Below are 19537 nucleotides of genomic sequence, written 5' to 3'. Positions count from 1 at the left end.
AGCTTGTGATAACTTAATGCTTTCTAAAACCTATGTTTCTTCTGAGATGCAGTCAAAACGGAGTGCCACCATGGGGCCTTTAATGCTAGATGTGTCAGGTTTCGAACTTGATGCCGAAGAGCGTGAAATTCTTCAACACCCCACAGTAGGCGGAGTCATTTTTTTCGCCCGCAACTACCACGACAGAGAGCAACTGTTTGCTCTGACACAATCCATTCGTCAGGCAGCAAAACGTCCTTTGATCATTGCGGTGGATCAGGAAGGCGGACGAGTCCAACGCTTTCGTGAGGGTTTTACTTTACTGCCTCCTGCCCGGGCATTTGCAGCGGCCGACAATGGCGTCAACCTTGCCCGTCAGGGGGGTTGGTTGATGGCTGCAGAATTACTGGCTATGGATATCGATCTCAGCCTGGCACCTGTATTGGATATCGGCTTTGACTGTAAAGCCATTGGAGACCGTGCGTTTTCAGATCAGCCCGAACAAATCATTCAATTTGCCAGTGAGTTTATACGCGGTATGAAAGAGGCGGGAATGGCGGCAACAGGTAAACATTTCCCCGGACACGGTGGCGTTATCGCAGATTCGCATCATGAAACCCCTGTTGATCAGCGCCATGATATTGCCGTTCGTGATATGTCGGTATTCAAAGCATTAATCGAGGAACAATTACTGGATGCCATGATGCCAGCCCATGTGATTTATCCTTCCTACGACGATAAACCCGCCAGCGGCTCTGAATACTGGTTAAAGAAGGTGCTTCGGCAACAGCTTAATTTTAAAGGGGTTGTCTTTTCAGATGATCTGAACATGAAAGGTGCTGATGTACTGGGCTCCTACGGCGATCGTGCTGTTGCTTCTCTGCAAGCTGGCTGCGATATGGTGATGTTATGTAATAACCGCAGCGGAGCAATCGAGGCACTTGAAGCATTGCCGCAAACCCAGGCTCCCGTGCTTAATAACTTACTCAAAAAGCCATTTGCACAGTATGCAGAGATGGTAAGAACGGCTGAATGGAAGCAGCGCTCTGAAGCCATTCGTCGACTGCAACAAGAATGGCAGGAAAAATCGCACTAGTGGTTTTTTTAACTGTCTGGCGTCCCATTCCGCTTACCTGAACACAAACGCCCGGAAGACCGGGCGTTGTTATCGCGACAGGACATGCCGCTGAGTTAAAACTTGTGTTCAACCCCGACTGTCAGGCCATAAAGGCTGTTATCTTGATAGATAGTGCCGGAAATATCTTTACCGTCTTTGACCATTTTGTACTGAGCAGCCCCAAACAGCGAGGTGTTGCCAAAGGAATACTTGCCTCCTACCTGCACACCCTTTGCACCGTTTCCTGGCGCCAGAGGATTCAGATTACCCTCACCGGCTCCTTCGGCATAATTCAGTTCGATACCACCACCAAAGGATGGCGTAAATTGGCGAGCCAGTCCCAGCGCATAAGTGACACTGTCGCGATCAAAGGTAACGACTTCTCCGCGCACCTGAGTTTTTATCACATGCTCGCTCCATCTGCGCCAGTGAGTAGAAAAAGTCAGTAATGTATTCTCGGCAACCCCCGTCTGGAAATCAAAATCTATGGTTTCTGGTAGTTCAATTTCCGCCTGGCTTGATACTGAGCTTGCCTTACCCCCTGTTTTATTCACAATTAAGGCACCGGATTCGGTCGTATCAAACGAGTGCTCAACCGCTGACTGATACGCTACAGTAGCGCGTAACGCGATTTTAGGGATGTGGTAAGACGCACCCACTGTATAACCGAAACCTATGTCATCACCCAGATCCAAATCTAAACCACCAAAACCACCATTCATGTTGGTGTTAAACTTCGCATTAATTTCAGTTTGATTGATGGTAGGGCCAGCGAAAGCTGAAAATGAAGGGGTAATTTGGTACTTGCCCGTTAAGGCTACGGTCCGGGTTTTTACATTAGCGCTAGAGCCTTGCCAAAAACCGCTCGTGTGCTGAGTATCAATATTATTTGAAAGATAATACTGCGCATTTCCTGAAAAGTTATCAGTAAAAAAGTAATTTACTGCACCCTGGACATAGTGAGTATCGTTGAAGATATCACCAGTGCTACCAAAGGTAGGGTGGTTACCCTGAATGTCATAGTTAAAATAGGAATACGACGCCGCCACCTTATCATCGGGGCTGTACAAATTACTGTAGCTATAGCGTCCAAACTCATAGGCCGCACCATGAGAATAAAAGCTCGTTGCTGACAAAATTGCGATGAGTATTGATTGATACTTCAGCTTCATTGTTCGAATACCTCTACATGTGAACCCGTGCTCACCACAGTGTGATAACAAGGGTTATTCCCCCTATTGCTAACCTGCTTGAACTGCTCTTAAGGCAGTCATGAGCAAAAACGGTTAGCAACAACCCTGCTATCTATTTCCGGTGAGACGAGACATCCGTTGTCGTTTCATCTTCGAAGTTCTCAACAACATTGTTAACACTTCGTTATTATTTTGTTTCGAAACGAGGTTATCTGAATCAAAGCTGAACGTCCACACAAAATAGGTCATACGTCCGATTATTTTAAATAAGTACTGATTGATCACAAAATCATCTCAACGAGATGTGACTATGATTCAAACAATTCAGATTGATGAAGCCAGTAACAATGCGGAGTTCAGCGAAGAAGCCGCTGTGTTGTCACACACAGCGGCTGTTATAGGTCAAGCTACGAAAAAGAAGAAGGTAAAGGAAATGAAAAAAATCAGTTCAAAAGTTAGAGTTATTCAGTAGCAATAAGTGTCGACAATAATCGCTTTAGGGTTTTAGAAACAATTTCCTGATTGAAGTTTTGATCACCACTGACCAAAGCAAACTCAAACTCCCTGAAGGTAAAAATGACCAGATTGGCATCAATTTCCGGATACGGACTGCCTATCAGTTCAGCCGTCTTTTTGATCAGGCTCAGCACTTGTAATTTATACTCACTGACTCGCTTGACCAGCATCTCAGACTGCCCGAGAGCAAACAGGAAATGGCAGCGAATTGTCAGCTGCTTTCTGCGCGTCTCATCTGTCAACTCCGTCGAAATGTACTGTGTTAACAATTCGGTTAGCTGCAGAACACATGACTCACGATCCCCGGAAGCTCCCTTTATCAGGTATTCCCTGAGTATCGTGTCCACCTGTTCCTGAATCCATTCAATCTGTTTCACTTCTCGCTGGGCAAACTCTTCAAATGCGCTCAGAATCAAATGATCCATGCTTTCAAAGTAATAACTGGTAAGTGATAACCGAACCTGAGCAGCATTGGCAATATTCCGGTGTGACAAACTGTTTAAGCCTGTCGTCGCAATCAAATCCAATGTTGCTTCAATGATTTTTTGTCGGGTAAGCTCTCCCTTTGTTGTTTTTCGAGAACTAGCTGCCATCTCGACTTATCCTTGATGTTTATGAAAAGTAAAAGTTTGCATTCATGGCAATAATATCGAAAACACTTCATTACATAAACTCCAGTGTTTCACTTTTGGTCTGCATGCCCACACTTACCAGCCCAGAGCTTCTCACTGACAAACATTTGTAACCAGACAGATGAATTTTCGTACAGTTAATTGCCTGCTTTAATGCCTTATAATGTGTAAAAAAAATCCCCGAGCAGTGCTCAGGGATTGATGTGTAAGTAGGCGTGCTTAAGCCGCCATGCGCGAGTGAATCTTTGTGCTAACTTACAGTGATTTACTGGAGTAGTTAATGTTCTTGCAGGTTTTCTTTTCTTTTAATACAACCACAATCCCGCCAACAATAAACGCCATTACCAGTAGTGTCTCGAACATAACTTTCCCCAAATTCAGATAATCACTGCAGTCTTAAACGACCAGCCAAGAAAAAATAAACAGAGCAGCTAAAATCTACATAAAAGTAGTTTTTCCGTCTCCGGTTTGGCGGTTATCAGTTCAGGCAGCATATCCGAAAGGGACTCAGTATCAATAGCATACTGAGAAAAAGGTTCAAATCCGGCTTTCCAACTGAAAGTTTGCTATAACATCCCGGCGACTAGTTTTTAGCCACGCGTATTCTGCGCTTTATTTGCACAAATTTCCAGCAAAATTTGCCTTACGATTCTTTGAACTTGATATAAGTTTAACTAATAAAAAATGCGGCCCGAACGGGCCGCATTTCATTCAGCTCTCTGCCTGACGCATTACAGCCAGCGTTTTTGACCGGTAAATGTGACAGACAGCCATGTATCACCCAGCTCGCCTTTCAATTTATCCCACAATAATTGACGAATCTTATCCTGACGTTTTGTAGTCCAGTATTTATCGTCTTTTACAAGGATGTTGATTTCCAGATCGTACTGACGGCCTGTTTTAGCGAAATGGTGAGTATAGTCATCGAAGTTGTACTGTTTAGACAGATCTTCAATCACACTATCCACCCGGTTCTGCACCTGGTCATGAGGAGCGACCAATAGCACCTCACGCAAGTTACGGCGTAATACCTTAATCGGCAGAACCGACGCAGCAATCGCCATTGCAGACACTAGAATGGGATCGACATAAGCATTCCAATGCGAATAGCCTATTTTGTCGAACACCATTACCAGCATGAAACCAACTAAAATTGCAGCACTCAAGATGCCATCGACCAACCATTCCTGTGAGTCGACCCGAACAAGTTCCGAGTCTACCTTACGGGCAATGTGAGTTTCCGTGAAATAGATGCCAAAACAGCTGATGGTAGACAACACTGCGTATACCATTGCATGCTCCAGCACAACTTCATGGCCACCGTTGACAATGGTTTGCACACCACTAGCGAATGCAAACAGACAGGTTACCAAGATGAGCAAGCCATTGACGACATTGATCAAAGGTTCGATGTGGGCGTAACCAAACTGAAAGTGGTTATCGTCCGGTCTTGAGACCAGGTAGGCGGTATACAGACTCAGGCCTGTCATACCCATACTCAGAAAAGAGAACATACCGTCGAGCAGAATCGCACTAGATCCCACATACAGCCCATAACCTATACCCATAGTGGCAAGCAGGACCGTACCGGCAAGAGACATTTTCAGTGCCAGACGTTCCTTACTAATTTTACGGCTGATAGCCATAAATTCCTCCTCATTTTTCCCAAAGTGTTGATATTAGTATCAGCTTTAAACTGTTGACCTATAGCCAGTCAACCATTGAAGCATGACGATTTAATGAACCTGCGAAACTCGCTTTGGTGGCCGGCACTCAGTCGAGTGTATCTTCAAGCCATTGCAAAAACGCAGGTTTTCGTAATGCGGTGTTCAAGGTCGCCTGTTGGCGCCCTTTTCTGAAAACCAGAACAGTCGGAACACCTCTTACTCTGTAGCGCTTTGCCAGATCCGGATGCTGATTAACATTCACCCTGACAAAACGGTATTGCTTTTTCTGTTTAGCAACTTGCTCAACCACTGGCTTAAAAGCCTGACAGGGAGCACAATTATTACCCCAAAACGTCACTATCACAGGTTTGGGACTTTGAATCAGCATAGCAAAGTTCTTACTGTCTGCCTCAACCGGGCTGCCATCCAATACGGCTTTAGAACAATGTACACAAGAAACGGTATTGGATAATGACGTGGTCTGCAGAGACACTGCCTTGTGACAATGCGGACAGCTCACAGTAAAACTTGGCATGTTTTCCCTATTTCCCCAGCCTGTTCTTTGTTATTCAGACAGGCCGTCTGATACAAATTTTCGCCAGTATACCACAACTTATAAAAAACCAGGATAACGGCAAGTCCCAGCCCCGTTAACTTAACTCGATATCACAGAGTGGGACAAGTCGCTGCTTCTGCCGTCAAATTCAAAAATCAGTGCGCTGTAACTGGAGCCGTTCAATATCACTAAAAAATGAGATGATCTTGGCCCGGCTGACACTGTACATGAACTCTGAACCATCACACATTTCAGAATCGACTATTTTTATCTGGGGCGATTTCAGCTGCATGAACTCGCAGGCAGCCTGCTCTTCACACGCAAGATCCCTCTCATCGTTCAGCGTTTTCCAATAGTCGGCAAAATGATTCAACGCTGTATCCAACTGCTGATAATTCTCCGAACTCAACTCTGGGCGAAGAACTTTCAATTCCTTTTTGCGCTCAGTCAGAAATATGTTGAAGTTCTCAGCATAGCTGTCTATTGCTGAATGGCTGTAACATGCCTGCTGCACATATCTCTCTTGCTGGGCATAGACATTATCGCTGCCACGTTGAGAAGAGCAGGCAGATGCAGTAAAGCAGGCAATAAAGACAATAAAATACAACTTCATTTTACACACTTCCCGTTCCTGAATCCGGGCAGCGTCAGCAGAATGCTGCCCTTCAATATATAGAAAAGTATGCGTGAAATACCTTTTTCAACATGTGCAAAGACCGCGATTTCTTAGCACTGAGACACCTGGTTATCTATTGAGAAAACTGGACTGAGAAACTTAGGACTCAACCTGTGTGACAAGCTGAACACTGTTTCCCAGTTGAATATCTCCGTCAGACAACACACGGCAGCATACTCCGCCACGCCATTCCGACCTGAGTGCCTGAGTCATTCCCTGAAATTGCTCATCCATACGGGGGCAGGGATCGGTTTCTCTTGTAATCTGAAGCTGCAAGCTGCCAATCGCGATGATGTCGCCGACATTGCGCTCAGAAAAACGTACCCCTTCCACCAGCAGATTGGCTCGACGAATGGTCCAGGGCAATGTCTCCCCCACTTCATCACAGGCATCTTGCCAGGAATCAAGGGACAATACTGTCACCTGTCGCTTACCGGGTTTACCACGAAAGTCATCTTCTACACCGCTTTCACAGGTTACATTGACTTGATTTAATTCTTCCATAACAGCACGTGACGCTTTGCGTCTGGCAATTCCAATCAACTTCATCCAAACATCTCCCTAACACTCATCAAAATACAGCATTTAACACTGGTAAATCACCTGCTGTACCGAATTCTTTACTAAGTTAGCAATGTGCTACCAGCGCATTTTTTAACACTTTGATTACAATTAGAAGTGTTCACCACTCCATGTATGTAAAGCACCTACTATACCCAAAAATGCCAGGTTGAAGCGAAACTAATTGCAACACCAAGGATGAAGGGGATAGCCAGGGTTAGCAATACACAATTAACAATAGTGACTTTTCTGCCCTAATGGTTTCGGGCAGTGACAGAAGGAGCTTGATATGAATGTTCAAGCCACAAGCATGCACCGCTACTTGGATTATCAGGGGCAGTTACTCTCGCCTCTGCCAGCATGGGCGGATATCCAAACGCTGCAAGGCTTTTACCGTGACATGGTGCTAACCAGAGTTTATGACAACAAAGCTGTCGCGCTTCAGCGTACAGGTAAACTTGGGACCTACCCATCCCATTTAGGATCCGAGGCCATAGGTATTGCTGTTGGTCGCGCCCTCAGGCAAGACGATGTCTTTGTGCCTTACTACCGCGACATGCCTGCAATGTGGGCGCGCGGAATAGCAATGGAAAAAAATCTCCAATACTGGGGCGGTGACGAGCGAGGCAGCGATTTTGCGTTTAACGATCAACCCTGTCGTGATCTTCCTTTTTGTGTGCCGATTGCCACGCAATGCACGCATGCCGTTGGCGTTGCAGCTGCACTGAAAATCCAGGGAGGCCATCATGCTGCGCTCGTCACCTGTGGTGATGGCGCAACCTCTAAAGGTGATTTCTTGGAATCCATCAATTGCGCGGGCGCCTGGAACATCCCGTTAGTTTTTGTCATTAACAATAACCAGTGGGCGATCTCTGTGCCCCGCAAGTTGCAGTGCGGCGCCGAATTTTTGTCCGATAAAGCCAAAGGCGCAGGCATGCCCGGCATAACCGTCGACGGTAATGACATCATTGCCATGTATGACATCATTATGAAAAGTCTGGACCGAGCGCGAAAAGGCAAAGGTGCCACCTTAATTGAAGCCGTCAGTTATCGCTTAGGTGATCACACAACTGCTGATGATGCCAGCCGTTACCGGAGTGAAGATGAGCTGCAGCAAGCCTGGCAGTATGAACCAGTAAAACGCCTGAAAGCGTTTCTCATGTCGCAAAGCGCCTGGTCTGAAGACGATGAAAAACACTGGCTGGCTCACTGCCGTAAAGTCGTGGAAGAAGCAGTAGAGCGCTATCTTGCCATTGCTCCTCAGCCCCCAGAGGCAGCTTTCGATTATCTGTATGAACAACCAACTGATGACATGCATCCCCAACGGGATGCCATTATCAATAAAGCAATGCGCATGCAGGGAGGCCGCCATGGCTGAGATTACCATGCTGGAAGCCGTCAACCTCGCTCTGCATCACGAAATGGCCAGAGATCCTAATGTGGTCATACTGGGTGAAGATGTGGGTGATAACGGCGGTGTATTTCGTGCCACTGTTGGCCTGAAGCAAGAATTCGGTTTGAAGCGTGTGATAGACACACCGTTAGCTGAATCTCTGATTGGCGGTGTCACCATAGGAATGGCAAGCCAGGGGCTTCGCCCGGTCGCTGAATTTCAATTTCAGGGTTTTGTCTTCCCTGCACTTGAGCATCTGATCTGTCATGCGGCTCGCTGGCGTAACCGCACCCGGGGGCGACTCACCTGCCCTGCCGTTTTCCGCGCTCCCTTCGGAGGGGGAATTCATGCCCCGGAGCACCACTCCGAAAGTGTTGAAGCGATCTTTGCCCATACTCCGGGTTTGAAAGTGGTTATCCCTTCATCGCCGAAACGTGCCTATGGCCTGTTGCTCGCGGCTATCCGCAGCAATGACCCTGTTATGTTCTTCGAACCCAAACGCATCTACCGGACGGTGAAATCTGATGTCATCGACAACGGTGAAGCCCTTCCGCTGGATACCTGCTTCACACTGCGAAAAGGACGAGATTTGACATTAGTTACCTGGGGAGCCTGCGTTGTCGAAAGCCTGGACGCTGTGAACGAATTATCCAAAATGGGCATTGAAGCAGAAGTCATTGATCTGGCCTCAATAAAACCCATCGACATCAACACCATTATTGCCTCGCTGGAAAAAACCGGCCGATTACTGGTGGTACATGAAGCCAGTAAAACCTGCGGTGTCGGTGCCGAATTACTGGCGCAAGTCTCTGAGAAAGCAATGTGCCTGTTAAAAGCGCCACCAATTCGGGTAACAGGTATGGATACTGTCATGCCTTATTACCGCAATGAAGAGTATTTCATGATTAATAAAGACGACATTGTCATTGCGGCCAAACAACTTGTGGAGGGGTGGAAATGAAGACGTTTTCCTTGCCGGATCTGGGCGAAGGACTCGCCGAATCTGAAATTATTGAATGGCATGTCAGTGTCGGTGATACCGTGGAAGTTGACCAGGTCGTGCTAACCGTTGAAACTGCAAAAGCCACTGTTGAAGTGCCTGCGCCATACAGTGGCACCATTGTAAGCCGTCACGGAAGTGAAGGTGATGTCATCTCTATCGGCAGTCTGCTGCTGGAGATCGACGAAACAAATTCTACCGATACCGATGTCAAAGAAGCCAGCCAATCGGAAAAAAAACAACGTGCCGATGCAGCCACAGTGGTAGGCAACGTCTCCCACCATGCACAGAGCGTCAGCGTTGATGAGTTCTGGGTTGGTAGTCAGGTAAAACCATCCTCTGAACATATCAGCGCCTTACCTGCCGCCCGGCTGTTGGCTCAGAAACTGGGGGTTAACCTTAAGCAGATCAACGGAAGCGGGCCCAATGGCGTCATTGTCGAAGCCGATGTCTACCGGGCCTGCGATCAGCAACTGCCGGGCACTGAAGTGCTAAAAGGTGCTCGCCGCACTATGGTCGGCAGCATGACAGAAGCCCATCAGCAGGTCGCCGCTGTTACCATCACAGAAGAAGCACTGTTGGACAAATGGCCGAAAGACGAAGACATCACCACCCGTATTATTCAGGCCATTGTCTCTGCCTGTGAACAGGAATCAGCTTTGAATGCCTGGTTTGATGCCGAAACCATGACGCGCTGCGTACACCATAAAGTCAACATCGGTATCGCGGTAGACAGTCCGCATGGTCTGTATGTTCCGGTACTCAGGGATGCGGGCAGTCTGAATCCCAAAGCCATCCGACGCTGGATAAACGAAACAGCAGAAGGTATCAGGGCCAGAAAAATTGGCCGGGAAGAATTTCAGCATGCCACTATCACACTGTCTAACTTCGGTGCGATTGCGGGCATTTATGCAACGCCGGTAGTCACTCCGCCACAGGTGGCCATAGTGGGAGCTGGCCGGCTCATTGATAAACTCGTGATGAAAGATAACAAACCGCTTTCTGTAAAAGCCATGCCATTGTCAGTGACCTTTGATCACAGGGCCTGTACAGGGGGCGAAGCCGCTCGGTTTGTGAGAGCCCTTGTTCAACACCTGTCAAAACCGCATGGTTAACGCATAAAAAACAGGCCAGTGCAAAGCTGGCCTGTTTTTCTTCAGTTATTCGTCATCTGCTGACGGCTCTGCCGGTTTTCTCTTCTTCGGCATAAAGACATTATCCCCAACGGCCATGTTGTCGTAGAAGCGTTTATCCAGCTTCTTCTTCGGTTTAGACGCCGTTTTGGCTTTATCCTGTTGAGGTTTCGCCTTGGTATTTTTCTTCGGTTGATAGGTTTTCTTAGGTGCAGGTTTCAGCCCTTTAAACTTGCCTTCCAGCCCTTCCAGAGCGGTGAAACTGATTTGTTTCTGCAGGAAAACTTCCACATTCTTAAAGCTTTTCCAGTCTTTCGGCCCCACCAGCGACACTGCATCACCTTTGTTACCGGCCCGGCCAGTTCGTCCGATACGGTGAACATATTCTTCAGCGTGCTTGGGCATGTCAAAGTTAATAACGTGTGAGACTTTACTGATATCCAAACCACGCGATGCAATATCCGTCGTCACCAGAATCTTGTGAACATTACGCTCAAACTGGCTCATGATGTTATTACGTTGCGTTTGATTCAGATTACCACTCAGGGCCACCGCTTTGAGTTTGCGTTCATTGAGCAATTCAGTCAGGCGGTTCGTGTCTTCTCGTGTCGCGGTAAAAATAATGACCTGGTCATAATTTTCCTGCTCCAGCAAGCGATCCAAAATAGCCTGCTTATGATCCAGGTGATCGCACAAGATAAAACGTTGCTCAATATCACCATGATCCTGTGCCGCATGACCAACAGCAATACGCTTAGGTTCATTCAGCATTTCAGATGCGATATCAATGACTTCCGGATCATCTAGCGTGGCGGAAAACATCAGGGTCTGACGGCGTCTGTGATCAGCGGCCTGGTGAATTTTACGCAACTCCGGCGCAAACCCCAGATCCAGCATGCGATCCGCTTCATCCATGATCAGCATTTCCAGACCGTTCAGATGCGTGCTGCGGTGCTCCAGATGGTCCGCTAAGCGGCCAGGTGTTGCCACCACAAACATTGGGTCATTGCGCAGCGCTTTTACCTGATCATTAAAGTTTTCACCACCTACGATCAGCGTGCTGTCATAAGGTGTACCGGCATTCAGGGTGCGTAGCTGTGCATAAACCTGCTTTGCCAGCTCACGGGTCGGTGTCAGAATGACCACTCGCGGGTCACGTTTGGTAAAAGGTTTACCGCGGTACATGCGCTGCATGGCCGGCAGCAAAAATGCCAGAGTTTTACCGGAACCGGTTTTCGAGGAAGCCAGCAAATCTTTTCCAGCAATAGCAACAGGAATGGCTTGCTGCTGGATTTCTGTCGCCTGCGAGAAGGCCATATGATTCAATTTTTTCAACAGTCGCTGATCAAGACCAAGATCTTTAAAGTGCAAAGTATTGCTCCGGTAAAACGCTCTAAAACAAGAAAATTTCCCGCTGATTGCTTGTGACCTGGCTCACAGCCGGAAGAAAATTTAGCGGCGGATTATACCATAGTTATCCTGATTAACCACGACAAGATAACAGAGCACCGTACAACATATTCTGATCATCGCTACTGTGTTAAACCGTAATCAGAGACAGTAAAGCCTGAAACAAAATGGCCCCAGTCATCACTGAGGCCATTTTCGTTTTGGTTAGTAGTACGCTGTTAATGTTTCGCTATCACGCGCCATCATGCACCAATCACGCCCCCGTCCTCCCGGGTAATCATCATGATAGTCGAACGCGGTTTGGTGTTACCACCGTAAGGGAAATGCGATGGCGCGTCTTCTTCGCCTGGGTGCTGAACGCCCACGAACATGGTTTTGTTATCCGGCGAGAATGCCAGCCCCGTAATTTCACAAGCGACCGGCCCGGTCATGAAACGGCGCACTTCACCCGTCATAGGGTCACCGCACAGCATCTGATTATTGCCCTGCCCGGCAAAATCGCCTTTGTTCGAATAGTTACCGTCAGTCTGAATCCACAAGCGGCCTGCGCTGTCGAACCCGATGCCATCCGGGCTGTTAAACATGTTACCGGCATTGATATTGTCGCTGCCGGCGTACAAGTCACCATTATGAATCGAAGGATTGCCCGCAATCAGATACAAATCCCAGACAAAACCTTCACTGGTGTGATCGCCATTTAATGGCATCCAGCGCAAAATCTGACCATAGTTGTTCTTAGCCCGTGGATTCGGCCCACCAACGGGCTGCCCTTCTTTTCCACGGTTCTTATTATTTGTCAGTGTACAAAACACATGCTTATTGTCCGGATGCACAGCCACCCACTCAGGACGATCCATAGTTGTTGCACCTACCTGAGTGGCAGCCCGACGAGCAAAAATCAGCACTTCAGCCTGATCATTAAACCCATTTTCCGGTGTTAAACCATGCTTACCGAACGTCAGTTCGAGCCACTTCCCCTGACCTTTCAGCTGATCGTCATTCATACCGAACTGGGCAACATACAAAGTGCCTTCTTCCAGCAATTTGCGGTTAGCGGCATCGTTACCTTGCTGAAAACGGTGCTTAGAAACAAATTTGTACAGGTGCTCACCGCGTTCATCATCGCCCAGATACACCACAACATGACCATCTTTATTCAGCGTCAATTCGGCATTTTCGTGTTTAAAACGGCCTAATGCCGTACGCTTCATTGGCGTTGACTGTGGATCATTTGGATCGATCTCGACGATCCAACCAAAGCGGTTGGCTTCATTCGGATTTTTCAGTACATCAAAACGTTCATCATGCTGATGCCATTTGTAATCACTGGGTGACGCTGAAATGCCATAACGGGCCTGATTCGCGTTAACATCCCCCTTTGCATCACTGCCGAAGAAGTCGTCAAAGTTTTCTTCACAAGTCAGATACGTTCCCCAGGGCGTTAGGCCGTTTGCACAGTTATTGAATGTACCCAATGGTTTAATTCCTGCCGGATCCGCCTTGGTTTTCATCAGTTCATGACCCGCGGCCGGCCCTGTGAGCATCATAGGCGTATTCGCAGTAATACGGCGATTTCGTTTACCGCTCTGATCAACAACCCACTGTCCGTTTTTGCGCACGACTTCAACGATAGTCACACCGATGGCTGCCTGTGCCTTACGCACATCATCCGCCGTCATGTTGTCGCCCTGGTGATCAAATAAATACTCGTAGTTGGTGTATTCATTATTGATAGCCAGAACGCCGCGATCTTCACTGATTGCAAAAAAGCTCATGCCATCTGTGTTATCACCGAACTGACGCTCTTGTGCATGTGAATCCTGTTTTCCGCTTTGGTCAAATTCAGGCGCACCGGGAAAGATAGGATCGCCCCATGACATCAGCGGGCTTGCCTTGTAACCTTTTGGTACCACTACGGTATCTGCGGTAGAAGCGGGTACGGCTTCAAAATTCAGCAGGGAGGATGTAGGTGAAGCAGCCACTGCGTTGGCTACCGGGTTTAATGCCAGAAATGCCCCTGCACCTGCAGCAGCGGTTCCAGTCAGGAAATGACGGCGCGATAATCTCGCCTCAATCATGTTAGTTAGTTGCGAGTCCTGCTCATCACGCTTCCACATTGTATGCTCCTTATTATTCTTCGCATATCCAAATAGGTTTAACGAGCGGAGCATATGCACTAAATCTTACAAACTCATGAAGATTATGTGTCTTAACGATGAAAAGGCATTGAAAAGCAGTGAGTTAATCGTATTGCGCAAGTCAAAAGCCGCCTTCGGCGGTGGTTTAGGGGTGACAATAAAAAAACGGCCTGTGTCGGGCCGCTTTTGCAATACATATCGCTACTGTCAGTGGCTGTCCGGGTAGCCTTGCGGGTTCTGCGACTGCCAGCGCCAGGTGTCCTGCGTCATTTGATCGACAGTACGGGATGCTGCCCAATGCAATTCTTTCTTTGCTTTGCCTGGATCTGCCCAGCATTCTGCTATATCACCGGGACGTCGTGGTGCAATCTGGTAAGGCACCGCTTTCTCTGAGGCTTTTGCAAAGGCTTCAACCATTTGTAAGACGCTCAGACCATTGCCAGTCCCCAGATTATAAATATGCAGACCGGCTTCTTTCCCTTTGTGCGTCAGTGCTGCCACATGGCCATCCGCCAGATCGACAACATGGATATAATCGCGTACACCCGTACCATCAACCGTTGGGTAATCATCGCCGAACACAGACAAAAACTCTCGACGACCCACAGCGACCTGAGCAATGAAAGGCATGAGGTTGTTGGGAATCCCCTGAGGATCTTCTCCCATTTCTCCAGACTCATGCGCCCCTACCGGGTTAAAGTATCGCAGCAGTGTGATGCTCATTTGAGGATGAGCATGCTGAATATCCGTCAGGCACTCTTCTACCATCAGCTTACTGCGGCCGTAAGGGTTGGTCGCGCTGGTCGGGAAGGATTCAAGAATAGGCACACTCGCCGGATCGCCGTATACTGTGGCCGAAGAGCTGAAGATGATGCTGTTCACACCGGCTTCACGCATTGCTTCAACCAACACAAGCGTTCCGTGAACATTGTTGTCATAGTATTCCAGTGGCTTGGCAACCGATTCACCCACAGCTTTCAGACCTGCAAAGTGAATCACTGATTCAACATCATTCTCACGAAATACTTTATCCAGAAATACGCGATCACGAATATCACCTTCAAAAAACGCCGGTCTGACGCCGGTCAGTTTTTCAATTCGCTCCAACACAGTCTTCTTGCTGTTATACAGGTTGTCGACAATGATTGGAGTCATTCCCGCTTCTATCATTTGTACGCAGGTATGACTGCCAATATACCCCATACCGCCCGTGACCAGTACGCGCATACAATCTCCTTGTTTTTTAGTTCTTCATTATGCTGCAGATGCTGAGTATATCAGAGAATCTTCAACCGTCATCTGACGCATGGCTTGTGGCGCTTCGCTCGTGGCCCACAAATCGAGAATTTCTTTATAATCCATACCCGGCATTATTGCAGCGATAAACACTCTGCCCAGCCTTCAGTGTTACACTGGCTGACACATTAAGTTATGAAAACACATAGAGGCAATATGAAATCACAGACCCTGTGTCAATGGAAAGGCTTTTCCGTAGAACAAGGGACACACCAATTGCCGGATGGACGCGACATCACTTTTACCACAGTCCGCCATCCGGGCGCGGTGGTCATTGTGCCTGTCACGACGCATGGGGAACTGGTTCTGTTACGACAATACCGTCCAGCAATCGGACGCTGGATTCTGGAATTCCCCGCAGGCACTCTGGAAAAAGGTGAAGAGATAGCATATTGCGCGAAGCGAGAGCTGGCGGAGGAAACACAACTCGCCGCCAGTGAGTGGCTGGCTCTGGGTGAACTCCTGCCGGTTCCCGGTTTTTGTGATGAGGTTCAGCATGTATTTCTGGCTAAAGAACTTTCACCGGCTGAAGGTGATCTTGATGCAGATGAAATCCTCGAGGTCGTGACTATGACTGTTGATACTTTCATCCAAAAGGTGGCCAGCAATGAGATTCAGGATGCCAAAACACTGGCGGTCTTTCTGAAATTACAGGTCATGGGCCTGATCTGACAACAAGCCACAATTTTTGTATTTCACATCATCAATATTAGCCATATAGCTAACTTTACAATTCACCTGTAAGTTAGCTATATAGATAACTTACAAACAATCAACTACACTGTTTGCTATATAGCTAATAGGATTTCAACATGGCCAACAGAGAGAGCATAGGTAAAGCAATAGCCGCAGCAAGAAAAGCCAGAGGTGCGACACAGAAAGCCATGGCAGAACAGACAGGCATTAACAAAACCACCTTGTCAGAAATTGAAAACGGTCGCTTTACCGGTTCCCTGGACATTTTCGAGCGCTACCTGGATGCCGTTGACTTGCAATTGCAAGTATCACCCAAGCAACATCAGTTGCCAGACTGGGATGATATCGACACACTGTTTGATGAGGGCTGAGCATGGCTCTTGATCACCTGCCCGCCAAAATAGAAAAGATAACGGTGTGCCTGGATGAAGACGAATTAGGCGTGTTAACACATGGTTTCGTTCATCATTATCAGCCGATACAAACTCCGCGCCATGTCTCTCTTACCATGACAAAGCCTAATCTGGATGGCTATTCCTCCGGTGCATTACACCCTATTTTCGCGCAGAATCTGCCCGAAGGCTTCAATCGCCGGTTCATTGCTGAAAAACTGGCAAGATATGCCCGAGTCAATGACATGTATCTGCTCGCACTGCAGGGCAAACACAGCATAGGTATGCTCAGCTACCAGAGCGAATTGCAGCTTCCGGAAGCCGACTCGGTATCCCTGACTGACATTCTGACTTATCAGGGTAGCACGCCTTTGTTTCCGCAACTGCTCGAGAAATATTACCTGCACAATGCGCTGGCCGGTGTGCAGCCTAAGGTCAGCATTCCCAAAACAGACCGAACGGTTGAACAAAAAGATCTGATCGTTAAATCTTTCGATACGGAGTTTCCGTTACTGACGGTCAATGAATATGTCTGTATGGAAGCGGCACGCCATTGCGGCTTAGCGCCGCCAGCCACCTATCTGTCCGGCAATATGGAAACCTTTATTGTCGAACGTTTTGACAAACCAGATGACCAGTTACTGGGATATGAGGACTTCACCACCTTATTGAAAAAACCCAACAACCCGGACGCCAAATATACCGGCAGCTACGAAACTCTGCTCAAAGCAACCCACCTGTACACCAATAATTTGGCTGAGGTGGAGAAAATGTATAAGTACATTGTCTTTAACTGCCTGATCGGCAACGGTGATGCACATCTGAAAAACTTCGCATTGCAATACACACAAGACATGCAACACATATTTGTCTCCCCGCCTTTTGATATCACCCACACTCTGATTTACGACACCATTGACAATAAAATGGCACTCAAAATGGCGAACAGCAAAGTCTTCCCGGATAAACACCATCTGTTAAAACTGGCAGAGTCCACAAGTTTCAGAATTCGGCAGGCCGATAAGATCATTGAAGAGCTGGCACAAGGCATCACAGACTATTTAGATCGATCAGATGAAATATTGTTAATGGAAGGGCTAAAAACCTCCATAGGTAAGTCAGTTTCTGAAACCATGGTATCCAGCTATAGTGCAAAGTCGTATCGGCACGAAAAAAAACGTAAGTTCGAGTAATTCACCTGAAACAATAACATGTGTTAACATACCATTTTTAAGCAGGATATCACGCTGTATATTTCAATTTAAAATGTTAAATAAACTCCTACTTACCTCTATAGCAGACACGTTAATCGGTGTTAGCAGCCATCAATTAAATCTATCTCAGCCTTGCCATAAGCCATCATTAGACAAGAAAATACCAATCGCAATGTTTATAAATCTCTCAAACTTATAGACAACAGAATCCTAGTGCATAATACAAAGCTGTTAGTGATTTTTTCAAAGGCAATATAGAGAGAACTCTCTTACAGTTACGACTGTGACAGTAATTAAATTACTAACACATACAACGTCAGAGCGTTACTTAACAGTACGCCAATATAAGAAAGTTAATAAAGGAATATCAAAATGAATATAACAAACTGTAAAAAAAATACTTTTCATTGGCATGGGTACTGAGTGTAAAACCAACTTACTCCATAGAATTGCAAGAGAACTTATTTAAAGGAAATATTATTTTCTCTCATAAAAACATAAAAAACATATCACAGTTACAATTTAGAGACACACCTGACTTGATCATCATTGATGCTATCAACAATGATTTCGAACTCATAAAGATCACAAAAAATGCGCTAACAATTCGCTTTCTACTGCAACAAACAACACCACCTGACTTCATTGCAATCATTAACAGTGAATACAATCACAAGAAGCAATTATTTGACATAGGTATCACTGATTACATTAGCTGCCCATTCATTAGCAAAGAAATTAACTACAGAATAATGCATATACTGCATTCCAATGAAAAAACAAACAACACACACCAAAGTAATGAATCCCTACCTGAACAAATAAACAACAACCGGGATTCCATGGATTCACAACTTATTTTAATTGAGAAATGCATAAAACACCTCAATGGTGCGATATCAGAAGATGTCAGGCTAGAAACGCTTTGCCGGATACTTGGAACAAACAGAAACAAGCTCAATCAAGTATTTAAGGATCACTTAGGTATGACTGTCTTTGAATGGTTAAGAAAACAGAGAATGCATAAAGCAGCAGAATTACTGGAAACATCCTCTCTCAACATTGTTCAGATCGCAGAAAAAGTGGGATACATGGACTCAAATAATTTTTCAACGGCATTTAAGCGTATTTACCATAACTGCCCTAGCCAGTTTAGAAAACAATTTAAATCCTCTATGCAAAGTTAAATTCTGGCTCAAACGGCCATGAATCATGCTTAACTCAAAGTTATAGATGATTTCATGAAAGGAAAATAAATCAGCATGACATAACATTAAGTTGTTCTTGACCAAGTAAAGGCCGGACCAAAGAACAATATATAGAACTATCTACTACAACGTCAGAGAAGGAGCTTTATCATGACAGTTAACGTACAACAAACAGGAGCTATCAACAATATATACCCTGGCTCACCTAATGTGTTTAATAACAATCAGAAAGAAGCAGTTTATAATGTTATAGGACAACTGACCTATGCAGATATCTACCGTAACAACGCAGGAACGATTGTCCAAAACCAAACCATGCGTCTGGATATGCAGGGAACCTTTATGCAAGGTAACTATCGTTTTCATAACCTTCAGGTTCAGGTCAATGGTGTGAATGGTAACAGCACTGTTGCTCACGTCAATGTTTCTGAAGAAACAATGACTAACGATCAGCCCAACCAGCAGGGGGTATTAAGAAAAGTGCAATCAGCACTGAATCAAAGCTTTGATAATGCTGCAAGCTATCAGGTTACAGGTACAGCGCCATAATCAATCCGTCTCCCGCACAAACAGAAAGCCCATTTTATGGGCTTTCTTATTTTAAAAATAAAGTTCATCACATTAAAAATCAAAAATAATGATATCGGAAAGAAATTAAGGTATTAAACAAAGGTTAATAGTAGAAAATACCGTTATCTTTAACCTGTGCCTGAACAACTCAAGCACCAAAATCAACGAACACAAACGTCAGTTAATCTAT

At 46.3% G+C, this 19537-nt stretch carries 19 protein-coding genes; 10 read left to right on the top strand and 9 right to left on the bottom strand.

The window, feature by feature from the left end:
- The first annotated feature begins 70 nt into the window (after positions 1–70).
- A complete protein-coding gene (gene nagZ, locus IFO68_RS00455) occupies positions 71–1075 on the top strand; it encodes a beta-N-acetylhexosaminidase (RefSeq protein WP_192013698.1) in 1005 nt (334 codons plus the stop codon).
- A gap of 95 nt (positions 1076–1170) precedes the next feature.
- Here nagZ and IFO68_RS00450 read toward each other — a convergent pair whose 3' ends face one another.
- Entirely contained in the window at positions 1171–2268 is a 1098-nt protein-coding gene (locus IFO68_RS00450) for an outer membrane protein transport protein (RefSeq protein ID WP_192013696.1), read from the bottom strand.
- A 331-nt stretch (positions 2269–2599) separates the two neighbouring features.
- On the opposite strand from IFO68_RS00450, the gene IFO68_RS00445 reads away from it, so the two are divergent.
- Positions 2600–2761: a hypothetical protein gene (locus IFO68_RS00445; RefSeq protein WP_192013694.1), complete on the top strand. Its 162-nt coding sequence runs from the start codon at positions 2600–2602 to the stop codon at positions 2759–2761.
- On the opposite strand, the gene IFO68_RS00440 is transcribed toward IFO68_RS00445, so the two are convergent.
- The 5 genes from IFO68_RS00440 to IFO68_RS00420 all read right to left on the bottom strand — a co-directional run bounded on the left by IFO68_RS00440 (position 2751) and on the right by IFO68_RS00420 (position 6885).
- Positions 2751–3398, bottom strand: coding sequence for a TetR/AcrR family transcriptional regulator (locus IFO68_RS00440; RefSeq protein WP_192013692.1), 648 nt, complete (start codon positions 3396–3398; stop codon positions 2751–2753). The genes IFO68_RS00445 and IFO68_RS00440 overlap by 11 nt on opposite strands.
- Before the next feature lie 770 nt (positions 3399–4168).
- Positions 4169–5083, bottom strand: a complete 915-nt coding sequence (locus IFO68_RS00435) for a cation diffusion facilitator family transporter (protein WP_192013690.1) — start codon at positions 5081–5083, stop codon at positions 4169–4171.
- A gap of 127 nt (positions 5084–5210) precedes the next feature.
- Positions 5211–5639: a thioredoxin TrxC gene (gene trxC / locus IFO68_RS00430; RefSeq protein ID WP_192013688.1), complete on the bottom strand. Its 429-nt coding sequence runs from the start codon at positions 5637–5639 to the stop codon at positions 5211–5213.
- A gap of 169 nt (positions 5640–5808) precedes the next feature.
- Entirely contained in the window at positions 5809–6273 is a 465-nt protein-coding gene (locus IFO68_RS00425; RefSeq protein ID WP_192013687.1) for a hypothetical protein, read from the bottom strand.
- A 162-nt stretch (positions 6274–6435) separates the two neighbouring features.
- Positions 6436–6885 (bottom strand): MOSC domain-containing protein, encoded by a 450-nt coding sequence (locus IFO68_RS00420; protein WP_192013685.1) that lies wholly within the window; start codon positions 6883–6885, stop codon positions 6436–6438.
- Between the two features lie 301 nt (positions 6886–7186).
- Here IFO68_RS00420 and pdhA point away from each other — a divergent pair, with 301 nt between their 5' ends.
- From pdhA to IFO68_RS00405, 3 genes are read left to right on the top strand one after another with little or no spacing between them, the layout of a single operon-like run.
- Entirely contained in the window at positions 7187–8275 is a 1089-nt protein-coding gene (gene pdhA, locus IFO68_RS00415; RefSeq protein ID WP_192013683.1) for a pyruvate dehydrogenase (acetyl-transferring) E1 component subunit alpha, read from the top strand.
- Positions 8268–9251 (top strand): alpha-ketoacid dehydrogenase subunit beta, encoded by a 984-nt coding sequence (locus IFO68_RS00410; protein ID WP_192013681.1) that lies wholly within the window; start codon positions 8268–8270, stop codon positions 9249–9251. Before pdhA ends, IFO68_RS00410 begins: the two co-directional genes overlap by 8 nt.
- On the top strand, positions 9248–10405 hold the full coding sequence (locus tag IFO68_RS00405) for a dihydrolipoamide acetyltransferase family protein (protein ID WP_192013679.1): 1158 nt from the start codon (positions 9248–9250) through the stop codon (positions 10403–10405). Before IFO68_RS00410 ends, IFO68_RS00405 begins: the two co-directional genes overlap by 4 nt.
- Before the next feature lie 45 nt (positions 10406–10450).
- On the opposite strand, the gene IFO68_RS00400 is transcribed toward IFO68_RS00405, so the two are convergent.
- From IFO68_RS00400 to galE, 3 genes are all read right to left on the bottom strand, one after another.
- Positions 10451–11740, bottom strand: coding sequence for a DEAD/DEAH box helicase (locus tag IFO68_RS00400; RefSeq protein WP_192014519.1), 1290 nt, complete (start codon positions 11738–11740; stop codon positions 10451–10453).
- A 335-nt stretch (positions 11741–12075) separates the two neighbouring features.
- A complete protein-coding gene (locus IFO68_RS00395) occupies positions 12076–13950 on the bottom strand; it encodes a PhoX family protein (RefSeq protein ID WP_192013677.1) in 1875 nt (624 codons plus the stop codon).
- A 228-nt stretch (positions 13951–14178) separates the two neighbouring features.
- Positions 14179–15198 carry a UDP-glucose 4-epimerase GalE gene (gene galE, locus IFO68_RS00390; RefSeq protein ID WP_192013675.1) on the bottom strand — a complete coding sequence of 340 codons (1020 nt, stop codon included), beginning with the start codon at positions 15196–15198 and terminating at the stop codon, positions 14179–14181.
- A 225-nt stretch (positions 15199–15423) separates the two neighbouring features.
- On the opposite strand from galE, the gene IFO68_RS00385 reads away from it, so the two are divergent.
- The 5 genes from IFO68_RS00385 (at position 15424) to IFO68_RS00365 (ending at position 19326) form a co-directional block, all read left to right on the top strand.
- Positions 15424–15939, top strand: coding sequence for an NUDIX hydrolase (locus IFO68_RS00385; RefSeq protein ID WP_192013673.1), 516 nt, complete (start codon positions 15424–15426; stop codon positions 15937–15939).
- 140 nt (positions 15940–16079) lie between these two features.
- On the top strand, positions 16080–16334 hold the full coding sequence (locus IFO68_RS00380) for a helix-turn-helix domain-containing protein (RefSeq protein WP_192013671.1): 255 nt from the start codon (positions 16080–16082) through the stop codon (positions 16332–16334).
- 2 nt (positions 16335–16336) lie between these two features.
- Entirely contained in the window at positions 16337–17548 is a 1212-nt protein-coding gene (locus tag IFO68_RS00375; RefSeq protein ID WP_192013669.1) for a type II toxin-antitoxin system HipA family toxin, read from the top strand.
- A gap of 428 nt (positions 17549–17976) precedes the next feature.
- Positions 17977–18756, top strand: coding sequence for a helix-turn-helix domain-containing protein (locus IFO68_RS00370; protein WP_192013667.1), 780 nt, complete (start codon positions 17977–17979; stop codon positions 18754–18756).
- Positions 18757–18927: 171 nt separating this feature from the next.
- Positions 18928–19326, top strand: a complete 399-nt coding sequence (locus IFO68_RS00365) for a hypothetical protein (protein WP_192013665.1) — start codon at positions 18928–18930, stop codon at positions 19324–19326.
- Positions 19327–19537: the final 211 nt, after the last annotated feature.

Source organism: Photobacterium arenosum, from assembly GCF_014841115.1.
GTDB lineage: Bacteria > Pseudomonadota > Gammaproteobacteria > Enterobacterales > Vibrionaceae > Photobacterium > Photobacterium arenosum.
The sequence above is the reverse complement of the archived record's forward strand: the minus strand, read 5'-3'. Positions and strand labels throughout refer to the sequence as shown.